The 23,444-nt window shown below is 39.0% G+C and carries 22 protein-coding genes; 13 read left to right on the forward strand and 9 right to left on the reverse strand.

What is annotated here, in order from left to right; translation table 11 throughout:
* Positions 1-25 precede the first annotated feature (25 nt).
* Complete coding sequence (locus ACOQO1_RS04220; protein WP_420601609.1) at positions 26-1,804, reverse strand: DUF885 domain-containing protein; 1,779 nt, start codon at positions 1,802-1,804, stop codon at positions 26-28.
* Between the two features lie 288 nt (positions 1,805-2,092).
* Here ACOQO1_RS04220 and ACOQO1_RS04225 point away from each other — a divergent pair, with 288 nt between their 5' ends.
* Complete coding sequence (locus tag ACOQO1_RS04225; protein WP_420601610.1) at positions 2,093-3,394, forward strand: hypothetical protein; 1,302 nt, start codon at positions 2,093-2,095, stop codon at positions 3,392-3,394.
* Positions 3,395-3,442: 48 nt separating this feature from the next.
* Here ACOQO1_RS04225 and ACOQO1_RS04230 read toward each other — a convergent pair whose 3' ends face one another.
* The 3 genes from ACOQO1_RS04230 to ACOQO1_RS04240 form a co-directional block, all read right to left on the reverse strand.
* Complete coding sequence (locus tag ACOQO1_RS04230; protein ID WP_420601611.1) at positions 3,443-4,777, reverse strand: SPFH domain-containing protein; 1,335 nt, start codon at positions 4,775-4,777, stop codon at positions 3,443-3,445.
* A gap of 449 nt (positions 4,778-5,226) precedes the next feature.
* On the reverse strand, positions 5,227-7,191 hold the full coding sequence (locus tag ACOQO1_RS04235) for a M56 family metallopeptidase (RefSeq protein WP_420601612.1): 1,965 nt from the start codon (positions 7,189-7,191) through the stop codon (positions 5,227-5,229).
* Positions 7,192-7,551: a BlaI/MecI/CopY family transcriptional regulator gene (locus ACOQO1_RS04240; RefSeq protein ID WP_420601613.1), complete on the reverse strand. Its 360-nt coding sequence runs from the start codon at positions 7,549-7,551 to the stop codon at positions 7,192-7,194. It abuts the gene before it with no gap.
* A gap of 155 nt (positions 7,552-7,706) precedes the next feature.
* On the opposite strand from ACOQO1_RS04240, the gene ACOQO1_RS04245 reads away from it, so the two are divergent.
* Positions 7,707-8,651, forward strand: coding sequence for a calcium/sodium antiporter (locus ACOQO1_RS04245; protein WP_420601614.1), 945 nt, complete (start codon positions 7,707-7,709; stop codon positions 8,649-8,651).
* A 55-nt stretch (positions 8,652-8,706) separates the two neighbouring features.
* Here the strand turns inward: ACOQO1_RS04245 and ACOQO1_RS04250 are convergent, their stop codons facing one another.
* Positions 8,707-9,717, reverse strand: coding sequence for a glutamine synthetase beta-grasp domain-containing protein (locus ACOQO1_RS04250; protein ID WP_420601615.1), 1,011 nt, complete (start codon positions 9,715-9,717; stop codon positions 8,707-8,709).
* 211 nt (positions 9,718-9,928) lie between these two features.
* Here ACOQO1_RS04250 and ACOQO1_RS04255 point away from each other — a divergent pair, with 211 nt between their 5' ends.
* The gene (locus tag ACOQO1_RS04255) at positions 9,929-12,115 is read left to right on the forward strand and encodes a glutamine synthetase III (protein WP_420601616.1); all 2,187 of its coding nucleotides are present in this window, start codon (positions 9,929-9,931) and stop codon (positions 12,113-12,115) included.
* Between the two features lie 27 nt (positions 12,116-12,142).
* Here ACOQO1_RS04255 and ACOQO1_RS04260 read toward each other — a convergent pair whose 3' ends face one another.
* Together ACOQO1_RS04260 and ACOQO1_RS04265 are read right to left on the reverse strand one after the other, a co-directional pair.
* A complete protein-coding gene (locus ACOQO1_RS04260) occupies positions 12,143-12,961 on the reverse strand; it encodes a sugar phosphate isomerase/epimerase family protein (RefSeq protein ID WP_420601617.1) in 819 nt (272 codons plus the stop codon).
* Positions 12,962-13,681: a phytanoyl-CoA dioxygenase family protein gene (locus ACOQO1_RS04265; protein ID WP_420601618.1), complete on the reverse strand. Its 720-nt coding sequence runs from the start codon at positions 13,679-13,681 to the stop codon at positions 12,962-12,964. It abuts the gene before it with no gap.
* A 101-nt stretch (positions 13,682-13,782) separates the two neighbouring features.
* On the opposite strand from ACOQO1_RS04265, the gene ACOQO1_RS04270 reads away from it, so the two are divergent.
* Genes ACOQO1_RS04270 through ACOQO1_RS04300 form a run of 7 tightly spaced genes read left to right on the forward strand, consistent with a single transcriptional unit; the run spans position 13,783 to position 19,383 of the window.
* Entirely contained in the window at positions 13,783-14,643 is an 861-nt protein-coding gene (locus ACOQO1_RS04270) for an AraC family transcriptional regulator (RefSeq protein WP_420601619.1), read from the forward strand.
* 58 nt (positions 14,644-14,701) lie between these two features.
* Positions 14,702-15,880: an AIR synthase related protein gene (locus tag ACOQO1_RS04275; RefSeq protein ID WP_420601620.1), complete on the forward strand. Its 1,179-nt coding sequence runs from the start codon at positions 14,702-14,704 to the stop codon at positions 15,878-15,880.
* Between the two features lie 46 nt (positions 15,881-15,926).
* Positions 15,927-16,391: a ubiquinol-cytochrome c reductase iron-sulfur subunit gene (locus tag ACOQO1_RS04280; protein WP_420601621.1), complete on the forward strand. Its 465-nt coding sequence runs from the start codon at positions 15,927-15,929 to the stop codon at positions 16,389-16,391.
* Between the two features lie 18 nt (positions 16,392-16,409).
* Positions 16,410-16,847, forward strand: a complete 438-nt coding sequence (locus tag ACOQO1_RS04285; protein ID WP_420601622.1) for a thioredoxin family protein — start codon at positions 16,410-16,412, stop codon at positions 16,845-16,847.
* Positions 16,844-17,839 carry an FAD:protein FMN transferase gene (locus tag ACOQO1_RS04290; protein ID WP_420601623.1) on the forward strand — a complete coding sequence of 332 codons (996 nt, stop codon included), beginning with the start codon at positions 16,844-16,846 and terminating at the stop codon, positions 17,837-17,839. Before ACOQO1_RS04285 ends, ACOQO1_RS04290 begins: the two co-directional genes overlap by 4 nt.
* 9 nt (positions 17,840-17,848) lie before the next feature.
* Positions 17,849-18,058, forward strand: coding sequence for a DUF4266 domain-containing protein (locus tag ACOQO1_RS04295; RefSeq protein ID WP_420601624.1), 210 nt, complete (start codon positions 17,849-17,851; stop codon positions 18,056-18,058).
* Between the two features lie 17 nt (positions 18,059-18,075).
* Entirely contained in the window at positions 18,076-19,383 is a 1,308-nt protein-coding gene (locus tag ACOQO1_RS04300) for a DUF3570 domain-containing protein (protein ID WP_420601625.1), read from the forward strand.
* Here the strand turns inward: ACOQO1_RS04300 and ACOQO1_RS04305 are convergent.
* Positions 19,364-20,029, reverse strand: coding sequence for an ATP-binding cassette domain-containing protein (locus ACOQO1_RS04305; RefSeq protein WP_420601626.1), 666 nt, complete (start codon positions 20,027-20,029; stop codon positions 19,364-19,366). The genes ACOQO1_RS04300 and ACOQO1_RS04305 overlap by 20 nt on opposite strands.
* Positions 20,030-20,382: 353 nt before the next feature.
* Here ACOQO1_RS04305 and prfA point away from each other — a divergent pair, with 353 nt between their 5' ends.
* Both prfA and pyrF read left to right on the forward strand, forming a co-directional pair.
* Positions 20,383-21,459 (forward strand): peptide chain release factor 1, encoded by a 1,077-nt coding sequence (gene prfA, locus ACOQO1_RS04310; RefSeq protein WP_420601627.1) that lies wholly within the window; start codon positions 20,383-20,385, stop codon positions 21,457-21,459.
* Between the two features lie 97 nt (positions 21,460-21,556).
* Positions 21,557-22,378: an orotidine-5'-phosphate decarboxylase gene (gene pyrF / locus ACOQO1_RS04315; RefSeq protein WP_420601628.1), complete on the forward strand. Its 822-nt coding sequence runs from the start codon at positions 21,557-21,559 to the stop codon at positions 22,376-22,378.
* A 3-nt stretch (positions 22,379-22,381) separates the two neighbouring features.
* Here the strand turns inward: pyrF and ACOQO1_RS04320 are convergent, their stop codons facing one another.
* Complete coding sequence (locus tag ACOQO1_RS04320; RefSeq protein ID WP_420601629.1) at positions 22,382-22,576, reverse strand: hypothetical protein; 195 nt, start codon at positions 22,574-22,576, stop codon at positions 22,382-22,384.
* 235 nt (positions 22,577-22,811) lie between these two features.
* Here ACOQO1_RS04320 and ACOQO1_RS04325 point away from each other — a divergent pair, with 235 nt between their 5' ends.
* Complete coding sequence (locus ACOQO1_RS04325; RefSeq protein WP_420601630.1) at positions 22,812-23,315, forward strand: hypothetical protein; 504 nt, start codon at positions 22,812-22,814, stop codon at positions 23,313-23,315.
* Positions 23,316-23,444 lie beyond the last annotated feature (129 nt).

Here is a 23,444-nt window from a genome sequence, read left to right on the forward strand (position 1 = left end):
CCGCTTTAAGCGGCCCCGTCGGTGTTTAACTATTTTCCTTGATCCAATTGTCAATTTTGTCTTCCAACAAAGCAAGTGGAACACAACCGGTTTCCAAAACCTGATTGTGAAATTGACGGATATCAAACTTATCTCCCAAAGCGTCTTCTGCTCTTTTGCGTAATTCCCGAATTTTGAGCTGCCCTATTTTATAGGACAATGCCTGGCCGGGGTTGGCCATATAGCGTTCTATTTCGGATATGATGGAAGCTTCTGACTCGGCCTCGTTATCCAACGAATATTGTATGGCTTGTTCACGGGTCCACCCTTTGGAATGCAGCCCAGTGTCCACAACCAATCTTACCGCTCTGTGCATTTCAGCGCCCAGCATGCCAAATAATTGGTAAGGATCTGTATATAGGCCTAACTCCGTTCCCAACGATTCACTGTATAGCGCCCAACCTTCGCCATAACCACTGTACCAAAGCGTTTTTCTGAACTTTGGCAATTCTTCACTCTCTTGGGTCAATGATATCTGATAGTGATGTCCGGGAATAGCCTCGTGCAAGAACAAAGACTCATCAGAATACGTATTGTACTTGGCAACTTCCGGAATAGGAGTATAAAAAATTCCTGGTCGAGTGCCATCTAGGGAGCCCGGGTTATATTCGGCACTGGCGGATTTTTCCCTGAACGCTTCTGTACGCCTTACTTCAAAAGGAGTCTTCGGCTTTACATCGAACAATTTTTCAATTTGCGGCTTCATACGGTTGTGTATGGCATTGAAGTTATCAATTACCTGTTGTGGATCCGTAAACGGCATAAGCTCTTTATTGCTTCTCACATAGTCAAAAAAGGCCTTTAAATCCCCTTCAAAACCAACTTGTTCCTTGATTTTTTCCATTTCGGAACGAATTCTGGCTACTTCACTTAATCCCAATTCATGGATTTCAGCAGCGGTCATATCTGTTGTAGTGTATTTTTTGATTTGATGTGCATAGTAACCATCTCCATTAGGCTCGCCCTGAATTCCGCTGGATTCACGACCGGCTTCCATATACTCATTGGCCATAAAAGTATGTAGCTTTTCGTATGCGGGGATGATTTTGTCATTCACCATACTTTGATAAGCAGAAGTAAGTTGTGACTTTTGCTCTTCTGTAAAACTTTCTGGCATATTCTTGATAGGGGTGTAAAAGAGATGTTTGTCCAAATCTTTTACTGTTAGTGATTCTAGCTGTGGTAATACTTTTTTAATCAGTGATTTTGGAAGTACATGTCCCTTTTCCATGCCCTCACGCATTTTATCTTCTGCGCTGGATAGCCACTCCAAATACCCATCCACTCGCTTCATCCATTTTTGATAATCTTCAACAGTTTCAAAGGGTTGTGCACTGGAACCACTGGCCAATTGCCCCATAAACAGGTTAGGGGACCACATTTGATCAATAGGGGTAAGGTTTGCATTGAAGTTGAATTCATTTAAATTAATATCACATTGCCATGTTAGAATGGCTTTGCTCATTTGCTCACTAGGTGTCAAACTTTCGTTCGGAAATTCATTTAACTTATTCTTATACCCTTCAAAGTGGGCCTTGGCTTTAGCGATATGCTCATCTGAGAGTTGATTGGCAAAAACATCATCATAACGATGGTCACCAGCTGTAGTGGCATTGATTGGATTTAACTTTAATCCATCTTCATAATAGCTGTCCAAAACTGCGGCGAACTCTTCGCTAAGATTAGGGGATTCTTCTTTTTTGGGTTCTTGTTTGCACGATTGCAAACAGATGAGGGAAACTAGTAAAATTGTTATTTTTTTCACTTTTTTAGGTTTGATTTGTTACAAAAATGTAAAATAATCAAATCAAATAACACAAAGCTCAAGTGAATTGCTAAAGTTTTTATAAAATCCCATTACCAATTAAATCTGAAACAAGCTTTAAAACTGGTTTTCCATTCAAAGCTACCTTTTCTGTAAATGTTGACAATTTGAGATTGCCTTGCCTCAACAAAAGTCCTGTTACACTCATCAGTAGCCCCATTAGACTAAATGCACATTTTTTAAACAGGTGGCATTATCTAGTTTCAACAAAATTTAAAAGTTTTAGCGATGAGGATAACATTTCGATTTCTAGTGGCACCCGTCATAGCACTCACAGGAATTTTGCTTTACACAACATTGACGGCGTCCAACCCAAAAAGAACCATTCAACCAGAGAAAGGTTGCGTATTTATGACTGTTATGGGAGAACAATCATCAGAAGGTTTTCACCGTTACAGATCTGATCAGAATATTCAATTGGCCGTGCGCGATGGACTTGAATGGCTGTCCAATGGACAGTTGCACAATGGAGGATATGGCGCGGGAAGCCATTCAACACAACATATTAAAGACCCCCATGCGGTGAAAGCGGATCCTGCTACCACTGCAATGGTTGGTATGGCTTTTTTAAGAAGCGGAACAACACTGAAAAAAGGTGAACATGCCAAAAACCTTGAAAAAGTATTGGATTATCTACTGGAAACCATAGAAAGTGCGGAAAGTGGAGACCCCTATATTACACAAGTCAGAAATACACAGATTCAGTCTAAACTTGGTCAGAACATTGATGCCGTATTGGCTGCACAGTTCCTTTCCAATGTATTGGACAGGAATTTGGATGGCATGGACAAAAAGAGAGTTGTTAGATGTTTGGACATTTGTGTTGCCCGTATTCAGGATGGGACAGATGAAGATGGAAAGCAAAAAGGGGCAGGTTGGGCAGGTGTCTTGCAAAGTGGTATGGCCAATAATGCCTTAGAATCTGCACAGGTAGCTGGTGTTGCTGTGGACAAAGAGATTTTGGAAAGGTCCAAGAACTATCAAAAGGCCAATTATAACGAAAAAGATGGTTCGGTTAAAACGGATGACGGTGCTGGAATCATACTTTATTCGGTAAGCGGAAGTGCAAGGGCTAGTGCTAAGGAGGCCCGTAAGGTTAAAACGGATATCAATAAGGCAAAGGCCGAAGGTAGAATAGCGGCTGATGCTGTGGTCAGCTCAGAAATTCTAGAAGAAATAGGTTATGCAAGCGGCGAGGCCCAGAGATATGGAACGGCTTACAAAGTGTATGAGTCTGCCAAGGAAATGGCACAAAGGGATGAAGTTTTGGACGGCTTTGGGAATAATGGAGGAGAAGAATTTTTAAGTTACCTGCAGACAGGTGAGTCGCTGTTGGTGAACAAAGATGAAGGGTGGAAAAATTGGTATGACAATATGAGTGGACGTATTTTAAAAATTCAGAATCAAGATGGTAGTTGGAGTGGTCATCATTGCATTACCAGTCCAGTTTTTTGTACGGCAACAAGCTTGCTTTTATTGACAGTAGAGGAAGACATTGCCTTTTTGCAAAAAATAGGGGAGGAGGAATAAAAATTGTTCAAAAACTAAAAACCCGGTCCTGGACCGGGTTTGTTTTGGTTATTTATTGGGATTCTTTTCAATCATTGTTTTGGCCAACTCTGCACCGATCAACGATTGAAGGAGATTACCGCTCTGTTTTTGATCGCTTCCCTCAATGAAGATTTCGGGCAGTCTAAGGTCTTTCAATTCACGGGCAACGCCAACAGATGTTTTATAATCCCATTCAGCGCGCTCCTGGGGAGTAAGTCCCGCACTTACCAGCTTGGCATTTTGATAAGCCTCAGCATCGGCAGCAACCTTTTTGCTCTGTGCTTTGAACTTTTCCACCTCAAACTGCTTTTTCTCTTTGACCAGGTTAAACTCAGCTACCTTGGCCTCGGTCTCCGCAGCAATGGTTTTTTGTATTTGTTCTTTTTCCAAACGAGCTCTTTCGGTAGCTTTATCGGCTTCCCCACGGGCTTTTTCTTTTTGTGCTCGGTAAAATTCCCTTTCGGCTTGCTGTTTTTCCAATTGGGTCTGTGCAACTTCTTCCTTCTGTAGCTGTAATCGCTTGTCAAAAGTTTCCTCCCAATCAATTTCTGTCACCACAGCTTGTATAACAGTTAACCCATATGCCTTAAGTGAGTTGCCTTTCTCTCGAACAGGTTCTCCATTTCTAATTTGAATACGAAATCTTTTATGCTTAGTTTCCTTATTCACAATGGTTCTTACCGTGCTACTGTCACCGATGATTTCCCGGGTTTGGTGATCTGCGTACTCTTCCAGAACATACATGCCGTTTTCCAACTGATCCTTAAAGTACCTGTCAAAGTCAGACGCCTGGCCCGAGATGTAATCCTGGGCATCCATCAGTTTACAGGTATTTTTGATGGACTGATCAATATTGGGGATGATTCTTGAGCGAATCATGTTTTTCTCTGTTTTGTTACGATCTGCAACCGATAGGAATTGGGCTTGATCCTCGGTATTGATGCTAATGACAACTGAGGTAGCGATTCTAGCCTTTACGGCATCACTGAAGGCCCAGTATTTAGCGGCATCAACATTGGCATATTCACTTTGCTCACCCAAATCACCTTCATTGTTGGGGATAACATACTTGATGGGCAGTTCAAACTGTATGGGAATGAGCCTACCCCACATTTTGGTATGTATTCCTTGCCTAAAAACGGCTTTTTGGCCACCCCAGGGATATTGTACGGCATAAGCAGTTCCAGGTTCTGCGTAAAACAGTGTCCCCGTAACAATGCTCATTACTATTCCCACTCCAATAATTTGTAAACTTCGCTTAGGGGTAAACCATTGCAACAGTTTACTGGTTTTAAAGATTGGTTTTGTAACCAGGGTAACAATTCCTAATAATATGATCAGTATTCCAAATAATGTAAGCATAGCGATTGGTTTTAAAGGTTAGACAAATATGATAGCGATGAGCTGAATGAACAGCATCATCAAAAACTTAACAATTGTGATCATTGTGTTGATTGATTTTAAGGGTTAAAAATTGCTGTGAACCGGTTACGTTTTTTTAAGATAAAATGACATGAATCATGTTTCCAAATTTTTGGAAGGAAATCAATACAATTGCATACAAGGTTGTAGGTTTAAGAATGAGATTGACTTTAAAAAAGATGTGACCTTCTTCAATAAAGTTTTAAAATGTAAGGTCAATAGTTGATTTAAATTTCAAATTGAAGCTTTTGTAGGGGCTTTTTTAGAGGTTTTTCAAAAACCAAGGGAGGTTTTCATCAAAAAATGGCCATTTTTAAGGATTTCATTTATTTCTCAAAATAAAAAACCGACCTTTTTGGGGTCGGTTGATGTTGTGAAATTTGGTAAAATCATTGACTTGAAGTTACCCTGGCCATTCCATTAATTCTGCCTACTAAGATATTGGGAATGGGGTTGTTTTTGTTGGTCCAAATAGCACTACCTGCTGATTTAAGTCCAGTTTTATCTTTTATGGAAATATTTATTTGGATGATTTCATCATTTTTATTCCTAACAATATCGGAATATATCAATTCAAGCTTGTGTGCTTTTAATTGGGACACCAAATGCTCTAACTCTCTATTGGTGGTTTTTTTGGTAATTATTTGACTGAAGTCATTTTTGTTAAGCTCTGTATTTTGAGAAAAATCGGATATTTTTTTAGTGGAAACCTCAACCGCCCCATCCTTAGCCCTTCCTCCATACTTTAATATGGCAGAATTGCCTTTTAAGACATTTATACTTTTTATCTTATCTGGAGTCAGGGCATTCAATTGTGTAAAGGAGATTTCTTTTCCATCCAATAAATACAGTGGGGAATAATATTGGGAGCTAATAGGTGATTGTCTGTTCAAGCGACGTAAAAATGAATTGTCACTGTCAGATTCTGCTCCGTTACTTGTGAATTCAGTGGCATTGCTGTCTTTTTGTTTTGATTCGAATATGGAATCCATTGCGGTTGAAGCAATCTTTTTTGGTTTGGACCTTGTTGTTTTATTGGCTGAATCATTGGCCGCTCTTTGAGGAGAGGTCTCACTTTCTGAAGTGCCAACGATGGTTTCATTGTTTTCATCTGTAGTAACCAAAACCGATTTTGGTTTTTCTATTGTGTCTTTTTGTGAAGGGACAATTTGTTTGAGCGTTCTATTTTTTAAGCGTTGGTAATCTTTTCGTGTTTCAGCCAAAAAAATACCCCCAGAATCTAAGGTGCCAAAAAAGACTTCTTTAAAAGTGTCATCACTTTCATAGTTTCCGGTTCCTTTATTTTTTATTTCAAACTTAAGATAGGTGATTTTCCCATTGGGGCTTCTAGACATTTCATAGCTGAATTTCCCCCCTCCTTTTTCAATTTTTGATTTTATTTTCAAGATTTCATCTTTGGTGGATTTCTGATGGATATGATAAGTTTTGGCATTTGGAATAGTGGTCTCAACATGCTCCAGTTCCCTAGTTTGTGCATTGGTCTTCACTTGGAATACCATAAAAAAGATAGCCAGAAAAGGAAGGGTCAAAAAATATTTTCCCAGGTTTCTCCGAGGAGAAGGTTTTATGTTCAACATTACAATACGCTTTTTTACAGAGGAATTAAAAAATGGACTTGTAAAAGAATAGTTTGGAATCTTAGTGCTGGTTTTCAACAATAAGTATTGATAATCTTTTAGAGAATGCTGGTTTGATGTCACCCCTTGGTCGGCAATAAACTCCAAATTTTGGTGTAAAGCAGAACGGTAGAGCCACATAAATGGATTAAACCATTGAAAAATGAGAATGAAGTGAGCCAAAAGAACATCAAATGAATGGAACTGCCTTATATGCACTTTTTCATGTTCCACAATGGTTAAAAGGTCATCATGGGAATGTTCCCTTGGATTATAGATAATATGCCCGAAAAATGAAAAGGGGGTAATTTTTTTTTCGGGCTCAACAAGTCGGATGTTCCCAATTTTTATGGAAATACTTTTACGGATTAGCGTTCGTAATGAATAAAGTTGAAGTGTAAATCGAATAGCAAAAAAAGCAACTCCAATAAAATAGATTGTGAGTATTAAAGATATCCATTCAAAGCCTCTTTCATGATTTGGAGCATTCGCTATTTCAAGATTGTTAACCAGAAGGGTGGGCAATGATATTGGATCTATCCAAACTGTTTTGGTGATATGGAACAAAGGAATACAGATTGAAGCAGCTAGTCCAGCCAATAGAAACCAACGATTGGTAATAAAAAAAGTTTCCTTACTTAACAAGAATTGATAAGAAACCCAGAAAAGTGCAATGAGCCCTCCTGTTTTCAGTAAGTAAATTATAAGGGTCTCCATCTATTTGTTGTTTTCAATGAGTTCGATGATTTCTTTCAGTTCTTTCACTGATATTTTTTCCTCCTTTGCGAAAAAGGAGACCAGACTCTTGTATGAGTTGTCATAAAAATCGGCAATTGTGGTATTGATGAACTTCTTTCTATAGGCTTCTTTGGTCACTAATGGGTAGTACCTATGCGTATTGCCAAAAGCTTCATGCCCAACATAGTTTTTTTCCTGAAGGTTTCGAACTATTGTGGACAAGGTGTTGTAATGAGGTTTGTCACCCTTTAATTCGGCTTTGATTTCTTTGACAAAAGCTTTTTTCAAGTTCCAGAGGATTTTCATCACCTCTTCCTCCTTATTGGTCAATTTTTGCATATAAGGGTGTTTTGTAAGGTTCAAATATAGAACGAGGGATTTAGTTAAACAACTATTTTTATAGTTATTTAACTGTTATTTTAGTTAAAATATTTTTTTCGACAACTACTTTATTGCTCTAAATCTTCATCTATATTTACGGCAAATTCAAATTATTGGAAAATCTACTCTTTATAATTCTTGGTCTAGCATTGCTTATAGCGGGAGGGAATTGGTTGTTGAAAGCTGCGGTTGCATTATCACTTAGATTGGCTATTCCTAAAATCATAATTGGAATGACAGTGGTTTCTTTTGCCACTTCGGCGCCAGAACTTATTGTTAGTATAAAAGCGGCCTTAGATGGTTTTCCGGATTTGTCCTTGGGCAACGTGGTAGGTTCCAACATTGCCAATTTGGGCTTGGTTTTGGCCATAACTGTCATCATGGGAAGTATTGATGTTAGAAAGAGCTTTTATACTACGGATTGGCCGGTAATGATGTTGGCTTCGTTGCTTTTTGTTGGCTTCATTTATTTTGATGGTGTACTCCAGCAGTACGAGGGTATTATACTGGTGGTTTTTCTATTCTTGTTTCTGGTGTACCTGTTAAGGTTTCAAAAGACAGCCGTTGTGGATGAAATGCCAGAGGACGATGTTCCGTTGCCTTTGTATAAAACAGTATTGTTTTTGGGTATTGGTGGTACCGCACTTTGGAGTGGCTCTGAATTGTTGATTGATGCAGCTGTGCAAATGGCAGAAGCATTTGGTGTGACTGATAGAATCATTTCAGTAACATTAGTTTCCGTTGGAACCAGTATTCCAGAACTGGCAGCATCCATAATTGCAGTTTTAAAGAAAGAGAAGGCAATTTCCTTGGGAAATTTAATAGGGTCCAATATTTTTAATCTGTTGGCTGTTTTGGGTATTACTTCTATAATTACCCCAATAACGGTTGTGGATCAAGGTTTACTCTCTAGTGATATCTTCTGGATGCTTGGAATCTCATTTTTGATACTCCCCTTGGTGTTTTTTCCAAAAGGATTACGACTGGGGTGGAGGGATGGAATAGTGCTGCTTATTTTCTATGTGGCCTTTATATTTCTTACCCTGAACGGAAAATAAAAACCGCCCCATTTAGAGACGGCTTTCAAATTATTATCAACAACTAATTTATCTACTATACATCTGCAGACTTCACAGTTTTTATGATTCTACCTGCAATTTTGTAAGGATCTCCATTTGAAGCTGGTCTTCTGTCTTCCAACCATCCTTTCCATCCTTTTTCTACAGTAATAATCGGAATTCTAATGGAAGCTCCCCTGTCCGAAACGCCATATGAGAAATCAGAAACGTGGGCAGTCTCGTGCAATCCGGTTAAACGCTCATCATTAAATTCTCCGTAAACATCAATGTGTTCATCTGTAACCGGTCTAAAGGCTTCACAGATTTTCTCGTAAATCTCTTTGGAGCCACAGGTTCTCAAAGTGGTATTGGAGAAGTTGGCATGCATACCGGAACCGTTCCAATCTCCTTTTACAGGTTTTGGATGGTACTCAATATAATATCCGTATTTTTCAGTTAAACGATCTAATAAATATCGAGCGACCCAAATTTCATCACCAGCTTTTTTGGCTCCCTTGGCAAATAATTGGAATTCCCACTGACCAGGTGCAACTTCTTGATTGATGCCTTCAAAATTTAATCCAGCCTCAATACATAGATCGGCATGCTCTTCTACAAAATCCCTGCCCCAAGTGTATCTACCACCTACAGAACAATAGTACTTACCCTGTGGTCCAGGGAATCCTCCACGTGGAAAGCCCAAAGGTAAATCGGTTTTGGTATCCATTAAGAAATACTCCTGCTCAAAGCCAAACCAGAAGTCGTTATCATCATCATCAATGGTTGCCCTTGCATTTGATGCATGTGGCGTTCCATCCGCATTTAAAACTTCTGCCATTACCAACCAACCATTTTTTCTTACGGGGTCTGGATAAATAGCAACGGGTTTCAATAAACAATCAGAAGAACCTCCTGATGCTTGCTCTGTGGAAGAACCATCAAAGGACCATATTGGACAATCTTCCAGTTTACCACTAAAGTCATCTTCAACTTTAGTTTTACTCCTCATGTTTTGAGTTGGGTGATGGCCATCCAACCAGATGTATTCTAATTTAGACTTGCTCATAATTCCGGTAGTTATTTTTTCAGAAATTTTCAATGACCAAAAATAGTTTTTTCAATTGTAAATATTCATTTCTTAGGGTTAAAAAAGTAAAAATTGAGTTATAATTTTCATTACCCCTATTTTTTGTGGGGTTAAATGAAAAAAAAGTAAATTTTAGAAGATATATTATTAAATTGTTAATTGTAATTTTGTGATTTAAATATGAAATCCAATGTCTAGTTTAAGATTTGAAGCTTTGGCTGAAAGCCGTAAAAGAGTTCCGGCAACTATAGAGGAATCTGGTAAACGTTCAGAATTGTTTGGGCAACAAGTATTTAATGAAGAGCGAATGCTCCAATTTTTGACCAAGGAAGCTTTTGAGAAAGTCAAGTCGGCCATTTTTCAAGGAAGTAAAATTGATAGAAAAATTGCAGATCAGGTAGCAGAGGGAATGAAGGCCTGGGCATTATCCATGGGAGCAACCCATTATACACATTGGTTTCAACCATTGACTGGATCCACTGCAGAGAAGCATGATGCTTTTTTTGATATACTTCCTGATGGCAGGGCCATGGAGAAATTTGATGGAGGGCAACTGGTACAGCAAGAACCGGATGCATCCAGTTTTCCAAGTGGCGGAATCAGAAACACTTTTGAGGCAAGGGGTTATACTGCTTGGGATCCCACTTCACCAGCATTCATCTATAAAACTACGCTTTGTATCCCAACAATCTTTGTGGCCTATACTGGAGAAGCACTGGATAATAAAGCACCTTTGTTAAGGGCTTTACATGCTGTGGATGAGGCAGCTACTGGCGTTGCACAATACTTTGATAAAAATGTACGTAAAGTGCATGCTACCTTGGGATGGGAACAAGAATATTTTTTGGTGGATAAAGCATTGGCCCAATCCAGATTGGACATTCCAATGACAGGGAGAACTTTGGTTGGCAACGCTGCTGCAAAAGGGCAACAATTGGATGATCACTATTTTGGGGTAATCCCCAGCAGGGCATTAAGCTTTATGAGCGATTTGGAAAAACAGTGTACCAAACTGGGAATACCGGTAAAGACCCGCCATAACGAAGTTGCTCCCAACCAATTTGAGATAGCCTCTGTTTTTGAAGAGGCTAATCTTTCCATAGATCACAACTTATTACTAATGGACGTGATGGAAGTGATTGCGGACAAACATAATTTTACCGTTTTGTTCCATGAAAAACCATTTGCGGGAATAAATGGATCGGGAAAACATAACAACTGGTCCTTGGCAACGGATACGGGAGTAAATCTGCTAAGTCCAGGTTCCACGCCCATGAAAAATCTTCAATTCTTGACCTTTTTTGTGAATACAATAAAGGCTGTTGATACTTATGAAGAGCTGTTGCGTTCCTCTATTGCTTCTGCCAGTAATGATTACCGTCTGGGAGCCAATGAGGCTCCGCCGTCAATTATGTCCATTTTTATAGGAAAACAATTGAGTGATGTTTTGGATGAATTGGAGGGTGTTTCCAAAGGAAAGTTATCTCCGCAGGAAAAAACGGAGCTCAAACTCAATGTGGTGGGCAAGATTCCTGAAATTCTATTGGACAACACGGACCGCAACAGAACATCGCCCTTCGCTTTTACCGGTAATAAATTTGAAATGCGAGGAGTTGGGTCCAAAACCAATTGTGCCAAACCGATGACGGTTTTAAATACCATTGTTGCCAGACAGCTCACAGAATTTAAAAAGGAAGTTGATGCCTTGATAGACAAAAAGAACCTCAAAAAGGATGAGGCGGTTTTTAATGTGCTACGAGAATATATAAAGACCTCAAAGCGGATTCGGTTTGATGGAGATGGATATGGTGAAGAATGGCAAGATGATGCCAGAAGAAGAAAGTTGAGCAATAATAAGAACACACCTGAGGCCTTAAAAGTGCTTACCTCCAAGGATAGTGTAGCGCTTTTCAAGAACATGGGCGTTATGAGTGAGGTGGAACTAAAGGCGCACCAAGAAGTGGAGCTGGAGTCTTATACTTTACATCTTCAGATTGAAGGGCGGGTTTTGGGAGAAATGGTGTATGGCAATATTATTCCTTCCGCAATTCGTTATCAAAACCTGCTTTTAGAGAATATTAAAGGGTTAAAAGATGTTTATGGGGCGATACATGAGAAAGTTGCAGAAGGGCAATTGAACCTGCTGGAGCAAATTGGGGAGCACATTATGGAGATCAAAAAGTTGACCGATAAAATGACAGAGGCCAGGAAAAGTGCCAACAAACTATCGGCGATAAATAAAAAAGCTTCAGCCTACTGTGATAATGTAAAACCTTATTTTGAAACTATTCGCATTCAGTCGGATAAATTGGAAAAATTGATTTCTGATGATTTATGGCCCATCACGAAGTATAGGGAGCTATTGTTTGCCAAATAAGGCACCCTCTGGTTTGCATGGAGTGGCTTACTGGTTTTTCCAATCCATTATAATTTCATCTTTAATAAATTGATTGATTTCCCACTGGGATGCTATGGGTTTCTGCGTATGGGGCATGAAATGACTATATGGAAAAGGTCCATATTCTGGGGTCACAGTCAAAAATGCCCTTTTGTTCTCTAATGAATTCTGTACCATTTTGGCCCACCACGCCTTAAATTGTAATAATTCTGCTTTGTAGGTTTGATCTCTGGGGTCGATAACTTGCGGAGATTGTGCAGACCCCACGCGTGCATGAATGTGAAAGGTATGTTCTATAGCTGTTGAAACGGCATCTTTCTGGTTTTCCAGCATGGATTCGGCAACACAGCACCAATGCGAAAAATCAGAGGTTAATTTTAAACCCGGAAATTCCTTTAAATAAGGTAAGCACACATGGGCCGCGAAAGAAAAACGAGAACGATGGGTTTCATGGGTGATCATGATATTGGTTTCCTTTTCTATTTCTTGTGCAAGAACCAGTAATTCTAGATTTTGCTTAAAACTGAAGAAATCCATTCCCGTGTGGGAATTGATCAATAATGGATTGGCTTCGGCCAAATTGTAAAGGTGTCTTTTGAGCCCTTCCTTGTGTTCCTGAAAATTAGAAGATTTGGTTTCCCAGTGTTGGGCCACAAAATCAAGATCAAAATCCTTGAGCATGTTCAGGATCTTTGTTTTTTCTTCTTTATGCAGGGGAAGGTCAATTTCAACACCTTGGTAGCCATTGTCTTTTACTTTCTTCAAAAATGTAGGCCATTCCATATGGGAACTTCCCCAACGTGGATAGATTAGTTTTAATTCCATTTATGAATTGTTTCTCACTTTGCGTTCCCCTGTATGTTCAATGCCTTGTTCTCTTTCCAATTCAATCATCTTTTTTGGTCTAAAATTCAAGATGAGTGCCCTTCGGGGACCATCTGTGGTGTTTCCTTTACTAAAATGCAACGTAAACCCATCATGAAAAGTGCACCCTCCGGCATTAAGGGGAATACATTGTGCGTTACTTGTATCTGTTTCACAGTGCAAGGCCCCTCCCTTAGTATATAGACTGTGTTCTTTGAGCAGTTCACCTTCTTTGGGTATAAACCACATGCATCCGTTTTCTGCATAGACATCATCAAGGGCTATCCAACAGCTCGCCGATCTTTTGTCGGGCATTTTTATCCAATACGCCGCATCTTGGTGCCAAGGGGTGGGGGTATTGGTTTGAGGGGCTTTGTTGATCAACATGTCAAAGTCTAGTTCCATGTCATCGCCCAACAATTTTTTCGCATGGTTCAGGGCAAGTTCATAGGTTACGCTTTCCGATAATTTAGGTTCAATTAGGCTTGGTCGCATAATCTGTGTGATTTTTTCCACGGCATTTTTGGTTTCTTCCTCTCCTCCCAAATCACTTCGTAAACCTTCGGTACGCTTTTTATCATTTAAAAGGTTCTCATAGAGAATCCTTAGTTTCTCAACTTCAGAAAAAGGAATTAAAGTGTCCAATTTGACAAATCCGTTGGCTAAAAAGTCTTTTTTCATGATTATCATACAATTTATAGAAAGAATATGGGATAAAATAAAAGTGTATTCTCCTTAAAGTCTTTTAAATTCGTAGGACAATACAATTTTATACATAAATCATGCAAAAGCAAACAAACAGAAGAAGAGTGCTCAATCTAGGTAAGCTTGGTTTCGTTGGATGTCATGATTTTGGTTATTACCATTACAATAAAGTGGAGCCGATACTTGAAAAGCATCATCATAAAGCGGTATTGGAGATTTGTTTTTGTTTAAAGGGACAGCAACATTATCAGGTAGGGAAGGATGTATTCAGATTGACCGGAAACCATTTTTTTATTGTTCCACCAAATGTAGACCACAGTTCGGGTACATATCCAGAAGATATTGGTGAGCTATTTTGGCTGCAGATATCCTTGGAAAAAGGGATGTTGTGCAACTTGTCCCAGCACCAATCTGATTATTTGTTGAGTGAATTAGTACAAAACGGGAACACCTTGTTTAAGGGTGCATTTGTTCTAAAACCCATATTGGAGAAATTGATGGGAATACTTGAAGAGCCGAAAAACCCCCTAAGCGAATTGTGGGGGAATCAATTGATTGTTCAACTTCTTTTGGAAACTTTGGAGCTTGCTAAAGAACCACAACCTATGATTAATTCGGAAAGGCTGGACATACTGAATGATTTCATTGTTAAGAATCTGCACAGAATTATTTATGTGGATGAACTGGCTACATTGATCAATATTTCCACTTCGCATTTTAAATCCTGGTTCAAACACCATTTTGGGGTTCCGCCAAAGGCATACATCAACAGATTGAAGATAGAACAGTCCAAGAAAGATTTGCTCCAGAAGAAAAATGTAACCCAAGTTGCCTTTGATCTGGGTTTCAGTTCATCCCAATATTTTGCTACAATTTTTAAAAAGTACACAGGAGTTCCCCCAAAATCTTATGTCGCAGCAATCAGTCATCAAAACTGATTTGAAATTTGCAGGAATCAATCCTTAACATTCCCTATTTTTGCGCAAAATTCACATAATGTCCTCAGACGCTAGTAAACGATATGCACAGCGTGGTGTTTCCGCATCAAAAGAAGATGTGCACAATGCGATTAAGAATATTGATAAAGGGCTTTTTCCAAAAGCCTTTTGCAAAATAGTCCCTGATTATTTAACAGGTAGCAATGAGCATTGTTTGGTAATGCATGCAGATGGAGCCGGTACCAAATCGTCTTTGGCCTATATGTATTGGAAAGAAACCGGGGATGTTTCGGTTTGGAAAGGAATTGCCCAAGATGCACTGATCATGAACATTGATGATTTAATCTGTGTGGGGGCCACGGACAATATTATGCTTTCATCCACAATTGGACGGAATAAAAATTTGATTCCAGGAGAGGTAATTTCAGCAATTATAAATGGAACGGAGGAGTTGATTTCCGACTTGAAAGAACATGGAATGACCATCCATTCAACGGGTGGGGAAACAGCCGATGTTGGAGATTTGGTTCGAACCATAATTGTAGATTCCACTGTAACGGCTCGAATTAGAAGGGACAAAGTTATTGACAATGCCAATATAAAAGCCGGGGATGTTATTGTTGGTTTGGCATCTTACGGACAAGCCACTTATGAAACTGAATATAATGGTGGAATGGGCAGTAATGGGCTAACCTCGGCGCGCCATGATGTTTTTGGCAAGTATTTGGCAGAAAAATATCCAGAGAGTTTTGATGCTGCCGTTCCCAATGAGTTGGTATATTCCGGAAATACGAAATTGACGGATGAGGTAGAAAATTCTCCCATTGATGCTGGAAAATTGGTTTTGTCGCCAACCAGAACCTATGCACCGATCATAAAAAAAGTATTGGGGCAATATTCTTCTGACCAGGTTCATGGAATGGTGCATTGTAGCGGAGGGGCCCAGACCAAGATTCTTCATTTTGTGGACAATCTGCATATTGTTAAAAATAATATGTTCCCAATTCCTCCTCTGTTCAAGTTGATTCAGGAACAATCTGGCACGGATTGGAAGGAAATGTACCAGGTTTTTAACTGTGGTCATCGTATGGAATTATATGTGGATGAGCAAATTGCGGAGGATATTATTTCCATTTCAAAAAGCTTTAATGTTGATGCCCGAATTATTGGTCGTGTAGAAAGTTATGATAGTAAAAAATTGACCATTCAAAGCGAATTTGGAGAGTTTGAATATTAGCATACGATTCACCATAATTTAACGTTCTTTCTATAAACCCCGCACTATGGAAAGAAAAGATTTTTTAAGAAGTTTGGGCGCCGGAGCGGCATTTGCCCTAACTTTTCCCTGTGTTAATGGATGCTCAAAAGATGCCGAAGGAGGTGATAGGATAATACCTTCTGGAGTTGACTTCACCATTGACCTTGCATCCTCAAAGGCAGCGGCATTGGCCAATAATGGAGGTTTTATTGAAGTTGCATCGAATGTGGCTGAAAATGACTTGACCGATATTGTTGTTGCCCGTAATTTAGAAGGTAATTTGGTGGCAGCAAGTTTAATATGCAGCCATAAGGGATATGCTGAGGTTGAGTTTGTGAGCCAGGACAATGGAATTTTTTATTGTGATGTGCACGGATCTCGGTTTGAACAAGATGGAACCCCATTGAATCAGGTTGATAGCAACCCGGCTAAGGCCTTAAAAGTATTCAATACCGAGCTCAATGGTGATACTTTAAGGGTTTTTGAATAAATTCTTTATCCCAAATCGATGAAATATCTACTGCCCATACTATTTTGTTTTTTATTTGGTTCATTGCAGGCACAGGAATGGCAGGAGAATTTTGATGATGCCCTTGCATTGGCCAATGATGAAAATAAACCCATTGTTTTAGTATTTTCAGGATCAGATTGGTGTGCTCCCTGTATTCGCCTCAAACGAGGCATTTTGGAGTCAGAGGATTTTAGGGAATATGCAGCATCACATTATGTACTTTACAATGCGGATTTTCCCAGAAAAAAGAAGAACCAACTTTCATCGGATAAATTAAATTCCAATAAACAGTTGGCAGAAAAGTACAATCCAAAAGGGTACTTCCCATTGGTTGTGGTTATGGACAAACAAGAACTGGTTCTTGGTAAAATAGGTTTTGATAAAAAAGCTACCCCTAAAGAATATATTTCCCTATTGAATGGTTTTGTAAGATGAGAATATTTGCGGTACTCCTATGTTGTTTGTTCTGTGTGTTTTCCAACGCACAAGGAGAAGAGAGCGTTACCGTAAAAAAAACCTTAAAGCTTATGGGGACCCGGTTTGAGATAACCGTGATAGCCCCCAATGAGGATATTGGCTACATCAATATAGATGAGGCGGTCTCTGAAATTAAGCGCATCGAAAAAATCATTTCCTCATGGGATGATGAATCAGAAACCTCATTGATCAACAAAAATGCAGGGATAAAACCCGTTAAAGTATGCCGTGAACTTTTTCAATTGATAGAACGATCTATTAAAATTTCTGAGATTACGGACGGTGCTTTTGATATCTCATATGCTTCCATGGACAATATTTGGAAGTTTGACGGTAGTATGGACCGAGCACCTGATGAAAAGGAAATTCAGCAATCCATATCAAAAATTGGTTATCAGAACATCATATTGAATTCCAAAGAACAAACTGTTTTTTTAAAGGAAAAGGGAATGCGAATTGGTTTTGGAGCCATTGGAAAAGGATATGCGGCGGATAGGGCCAAAGAACTTTTGGTGTCCAAGCAAGTTAAGGGAGGCATCATAAATGCATCGGGAGATTTGACCACATGGGGAACGAAGGTGACAGGGGAGAAGTGGTTGATCGGTATTGCCAATCCGATGAGTAAGGATAAAGTGTTTAGTTGGTTGCCGGTTGTAGAATCTTCTGTAGCTACCTCAGGTAATTATGAGAAATATATCGTTTTGAATGGGGAAAAATATTCCCACATCATAGATCCAAGAACAGGTTATCCAACTACAGGAATCAACAGTGTATCTATTTTTGCCAAGAATGCAGAACTGTGTGACGCTTTGGCTACAGCAGTGTTTATCATGGGCAGGGATAGTGGTATCCACCTCATTAATCAAATGGATGGTGTTGACGCGGTGGTTGTCGATGCCGATAACAAGATTCATAAGAGCACCGGAATTCTTTTTGATAAAAATCAGTAAATTTAGAATATGCGAAAACTTTTTTTTCTCCTTGTTTTATTGGTTTTTTCCAGTTCATGCGTTGCCGTGCGTGAGTATGATAAGGTGTATCTCAACGACATTGAAATGCAACTGGGTGCTAGGGCATCAGAGCGATTTGAGACCAATTTTCAAATTTACAGAGAAGCGTCATCAGGAGCCAATGGTGGTAAAACCGGTGGTGGTTGCGGATGCAACTAGGAAACGAAAAGTGGAAAATGAAAAATAAAAAATTGACACAATCCAATCTGCCCAAAGCGTTATTTTTCCTTTCTTGCTTCGTAACTTTCATTGGGTGGTCCCAACAAGACAATACCTCATACAAAAAAAGAGTATTGGAAAGCAGTGAAATTGATATGCTGTTCAGTTATTATGATCAAGATGGGCAAAATGCAGCGGTAACTGGCGGGGAGGGAACAGAAGAACTAACCGATGCTACCTCTACTATAGTTTTGCGGATGCCCATGAACGAAGATGATGTGCTCACGGTAGATGTTGGACTATCGGCCTATACCTCGGCCTCATCCAGCAATGTGAATCCTTTGGATGGCAGAAATAGCACTGTGACTCCTTTTGATGCTTCGTCTGGAGAATCTAGAAAAGACCTTTTGGCCTATATAAATCCTAGTTATCAGCATAGCTCAGAGGACCGGAACTCCATTTGGAGTGCCAATCTTTACTTTTCATCGGAATACGATTATTTCTCCGTTGGATTTGGGGGGAGTTATTCCAAGCTTTTCAATGAAAAGAATACCGAATTGACCCTTAGTGGACGCGTTTTTCTGGATAAATGGAATGCTATATATCCCATTGAGCTCAGACAAGGCTTTTTTGATGATCGTATAACTGGCAATGGCACGTATAACCCAAACTTCACCTCCTTTGAAAAAGAAAATAGAAACTCATATTCCCTGTCACTTAGTTTTTCCCAAATCTTGAGCAAGCGATTACAAGGAGCACTTTTTGTGGATGTGGTTTCACAAAATGGCCTCTTGAGCACCCCATTCCAAAGGGTGTATTTTGGTGATGTGGGGAATTTTTTCATTGATGACTTTCAGTTGGCAGATGATGTGGAACGGCTGCCGGATAGTCGATTTAAAATCCCATTTGGAGGAAGATTGAATTATTATGTGAACGATTTGTTGGTTTTACGATCATACTATCGTTTTTATTGGGACGATTGGGGAATTACCTCGCACACCGCTAGTTTGGAAACTCCTTTTAAGTTAACAGACAAGTTTACCTTATATCCAACATATAGGTATTATACACAATCTGCTGCGGATTATTTTTATGCTAAGGAAAATGCACTTTCCACATTTGATTTCTATACTTCGGATTACGATTTATCCAAGTACAATGCGCACCAATATGGATTGGGTATCCAGTACAAAGATATCTTTACCAGTACCAAGATTTTCAATTTTGGGCTTAAGACCATTGATCTTCGTTTTAGTCAATACGATAGAAGTGATGGGTTGAATGCTTATATTATTACCTTGGGAACTACTTTTGTCGGGAATTAGACAAGATATAACCATTATCTACTAAATCTTCCTTAGTTGTTATAAGCTTGGAAGAACCATCCTTAAAGAGATATACCCTGTTGCTTATTTGCATGATGTCCCTGTAGAAATGATCCGTCATTAGGATGATACTTTCGGTTTTCTTGTCCTGAATCAATTTTTTGAATCTTTCAATATAAACGGGAGCGATAAAGGAAAAAGGTTCGTCAAGTAAAATAATGTCCTTTCGTAGATTTAGAATAAGATAGGTTTCAATGACGCGGATTTCCCCACTTGATAACTCTGAGATTCTATCGTTATTATAAACCTTAAAGGTTTCAAAAGTTGAAAGGAAGGCATGCCAATCAGCGTTGAATAATTTAAAGGCCCTAACTACCTTTATTCCTTTAGGCAATAACGAGTGTTGTGGTAAGTATGCTATCCTATTGGACAAGAACAACTTTCCATTCACATTTTTACCATTTATCCTTATGGTTTTGTATTTAGGTTGAAGACTTCCAAATAAAATATTGAACAACGATGTTTTTCCGCTGCCATTTCTGCCTAAAATCCCTGTAACTTCTCCTTTTTCAGCTTGCAAATAGATTCCGGAAAGGACTCTTTTTGTGCCAAAATTCAACTCTATGTTATCTATTTCTAGAACCAAAGAATAAAGATTAAGTAGAATGGTATTGCAATAATTACATCAAAAATAAAAGAGATGGTAAAGAGGTGAATTTTGGAAATGCCAAAGTTTTGATAAAAAACCAGTCGCTTTTTAAACTTACTCTCCCAAAACAAAATAAAAATAGAAACTAGCAAAATCAATTTTAAAGCCATTACTGTTAAAAACGAAGATTCTGCTATAAAAAGGAAAATGGTCACAATGTTGGAAAGTAGCAACATTGGTTTGTAAAAAAGAAAAATTAATTCATAAGTTTTAAAACAGAGAAGTGGAAACATAACGTTTATTAAATGTACAAATTAATCGTAAATTCGCATCCTAACGAGGATTGATTTATGCTTGACAAACTCAATATAGTAAAACAACGTTTTGATGAGGTTTCGGACCTTATTATTCAACCTGATATCATCTCTGACCAAAAAAGGTATGTAAAGTTGAATAAAGAGTACAAAGACCTTAAAGTACTTGTGGATAAACGTGATGAATATATAGCATTTACCAATAATATTGCTGAAGCAGAAGAGATTATTGCAGATGGCAGTGATGCCGAAATGTTGGAAATGGCCAAAATGCAATTGGATGAGGCCAAAAGCGGACTTCCTAAGCTGGAAGAAGAAATAAAATTTTTGTTGATACCCAAAGATCCTGAAGACGAGAAAAATGTGGTGATGGAAATTAGGGCTGGTACTGGTGGTGATGAAGCCAGTATTTTTGCGGGGGATCTTTACCGCATGTATGCTAAATATTGTGAATCCAAAGGATGGAAGACCAATATTATGGATTTAAGTGAGGGAACCAGTGGAGGGTATAAAGAAATCCATTTTGAAGTGAGTGGTGAAGATGTGTACGGGACCCTTAAATTTGAAGCTGGGGTACACCGTGTACAACGTGTTCCACAGACGGAAACTCAAGGTAGGGTACATACCAGTGCCGCCACAGTGATGGTAATCCCAGAAGCAGAGGACTTTGATGTACAAATCGACCCAAAAGATGTTAGAATTGATTTTTTCTGCTCCTCAGGACCAGGAGGACAATCGGTGAACACTACCTATTCGGCGGTGCGCTTAACACACGTTCCTACAGGCTTGGTGGCACAATGTCAAGATCAAAAATCCCAACATAAGAACAAGGAAAAGGCTTTTAAAGTGCTTCGTTCAAGGTTGTACGATTTGGAATTGGCCAAAAAGCAGGAAGAAGATGCGGCCAAACGTAACTCTCAGGTAAGTAGTGGAGACCGTTCCGCAAAAATTAGGACGTATAATTATCCACAAGGAAGGGTCACAGATCATAGAATTGGGCTGACACTTTATGATTTGCAAAACATCATCAATGGAGATATCCAAAAGATCATTGATGAGCTCATGTTGGTGGAAAACACGGAAAAATTAAAAGAGGCATCCGAGATTTTTTAGATTTCTAAACAAGATTGGAAAAGGAGGGAGTATTAAAAAATGTCAATTCGAGATGTCATCCTGAGCCTGTCGAAGGCGTGGTCGAGAACGAGTATATATGAAAATAGAAGAATTAGTATCCCAAATCAAACAAAAAAAATCCTTTCTCTGTGTTGGTCTTGACACCGACTTGGATAAGATTCCAAAACATTTACTTGACGAGGAAGATCCTATTTTTTCATTCAATAAGGCTATTATAGATGCTACCCATGATCTCTGTGTTGCCTACAAACCCAATATTGCATTTTATGAAGCCCATGGTTTGGAAGGATGGAAGGCGCTGGAGCGAACCATGGAGTATCTAAATGCAGAGTACCCGGATATTTTTACCATAGCCGATGCCAAGCGTGGGGATATAGGAAATACTTCTACCCGATATGCCAAGGCCTTTTTTGAAACCCTGAATTTTGATTCTATTACCATAGCACCATATATGGGCAAAGATTCAGTGGAACCTTTTTTGGAGTTTGAAAATAAGCATACCATTTTGTTAGCGCTGACTTCGAATCAAGGTGCCTTTGATTTTCAGACTAAGATTGTGGGCGATAATGAGTTGTACAAGGAAGTTTTGGAAGTATCCAAGACGTACAATAATTCAGAAAATTTAATGTATGTAATTGGAGCCACAAAAGCTTCTTACTTGGAAGAAGTACGTCAAATTGTGCCGGAAAGCTTTTTATTGGTGCCTGGTGTTGGTGCCCAAGGTGGAAGTTTACAAGAGGTATGTAAATATGGAATGACCAAGAATGTGGGATTGCTTGTAAATTCTTCAAGAGGAATTCTATATGCTTCCCAAGGGCATGATTTTGCCAAAATGGCTAGGAATCAAGCAAAAAATATGCAAGAACAAATGCAAAAGGAATTAGCTAAGCTAAACTAGCCTTTAAGCCAAACTCTCCAAGATTTTTTGAATTCCCTGTGCCTTACGTTTAAAAAACTCTCCCAAATTGGTGTTTATGTAAGTGGCATCCGTAGCTTTTTCAATAAAAGCTTGATACCTATACTCCAATATTGATATCGCCTGGTTTCCGCTGGTGATTGGAGTTACTGCTCCAACTCTGCAATACTGATTTTTCATTTTTCAAGATTTGTTATATCAAAGATACGATGAAAATCAAGTTTTGGACTACGCGTAAAGAGTGTATACATCTAGAAATCAGGTACTTTATCTAAATTTTAACGTTAACCTTACTTTTCCCGATGAATCTTGCCTTTTCTGGGTAAAAAATTAACGTATTTTTATAAAGTTAGGTCGATGAAACGGCTGCCAGAGCTGTTTATTGCGCAATAACGGATTGATTAAATAAGGATATATGAGAAAGCTATTTGGAATATTGATTTTTGCGTTTTCATTTTTGGTGAATGCCCAAACGGATACTTCCTGCAATTGCTGCACCGAAGAATATAAGGCTTTTGATTTTTGGGTAGGAGATTGGGAGGTTACGAATGCCAATGGAGATCCAGCAGGAAAGAACAAGATCAGCAAAGAAGAAGGGGGATGTTTAATTCGTGAGGATTGGACAAGTGCCAGTTCAGGATTTACAGGAACAAGCCTTAATTTTTATAATAAGGGAACCAAGCAATGGGAGCAGCTGTGGATTGATAATTCAGGAAATTTTCTGAAGCTTAAAGGAAACAGGATCGGTAACCAAATGATATTGACTTCAAATACATTTACCAGGGATGATGGTAAAGACTATAGAAATAGGATTACCTGGACCAAGAACGACGACGGAACAGTTAGACAACTTTGGGAAGTGCTTGAGGGCGATACTGTTGCCAGTGTAGCTTTTGATGGGCTATACAAAAGAAAATAAACAGCCCAAAGAGGATATATTGATGACTAATTCAAATATTTTTGCCCAACGAGACAATTGGGTCTTTGTTAAGCTTCTGTATGGGCTGTTTATAGTTAAGATATGGAAAAGTGAAGGTTTTGTTGGAAA

Source organism: Flagellimonas sp. (assembly GCF_965222555.1).
Lineage (GTDB): Bacteria > Bacteroidota > Bacteroidia > Flavobacteriales > Flavobacteriaceae > Flagellimonas.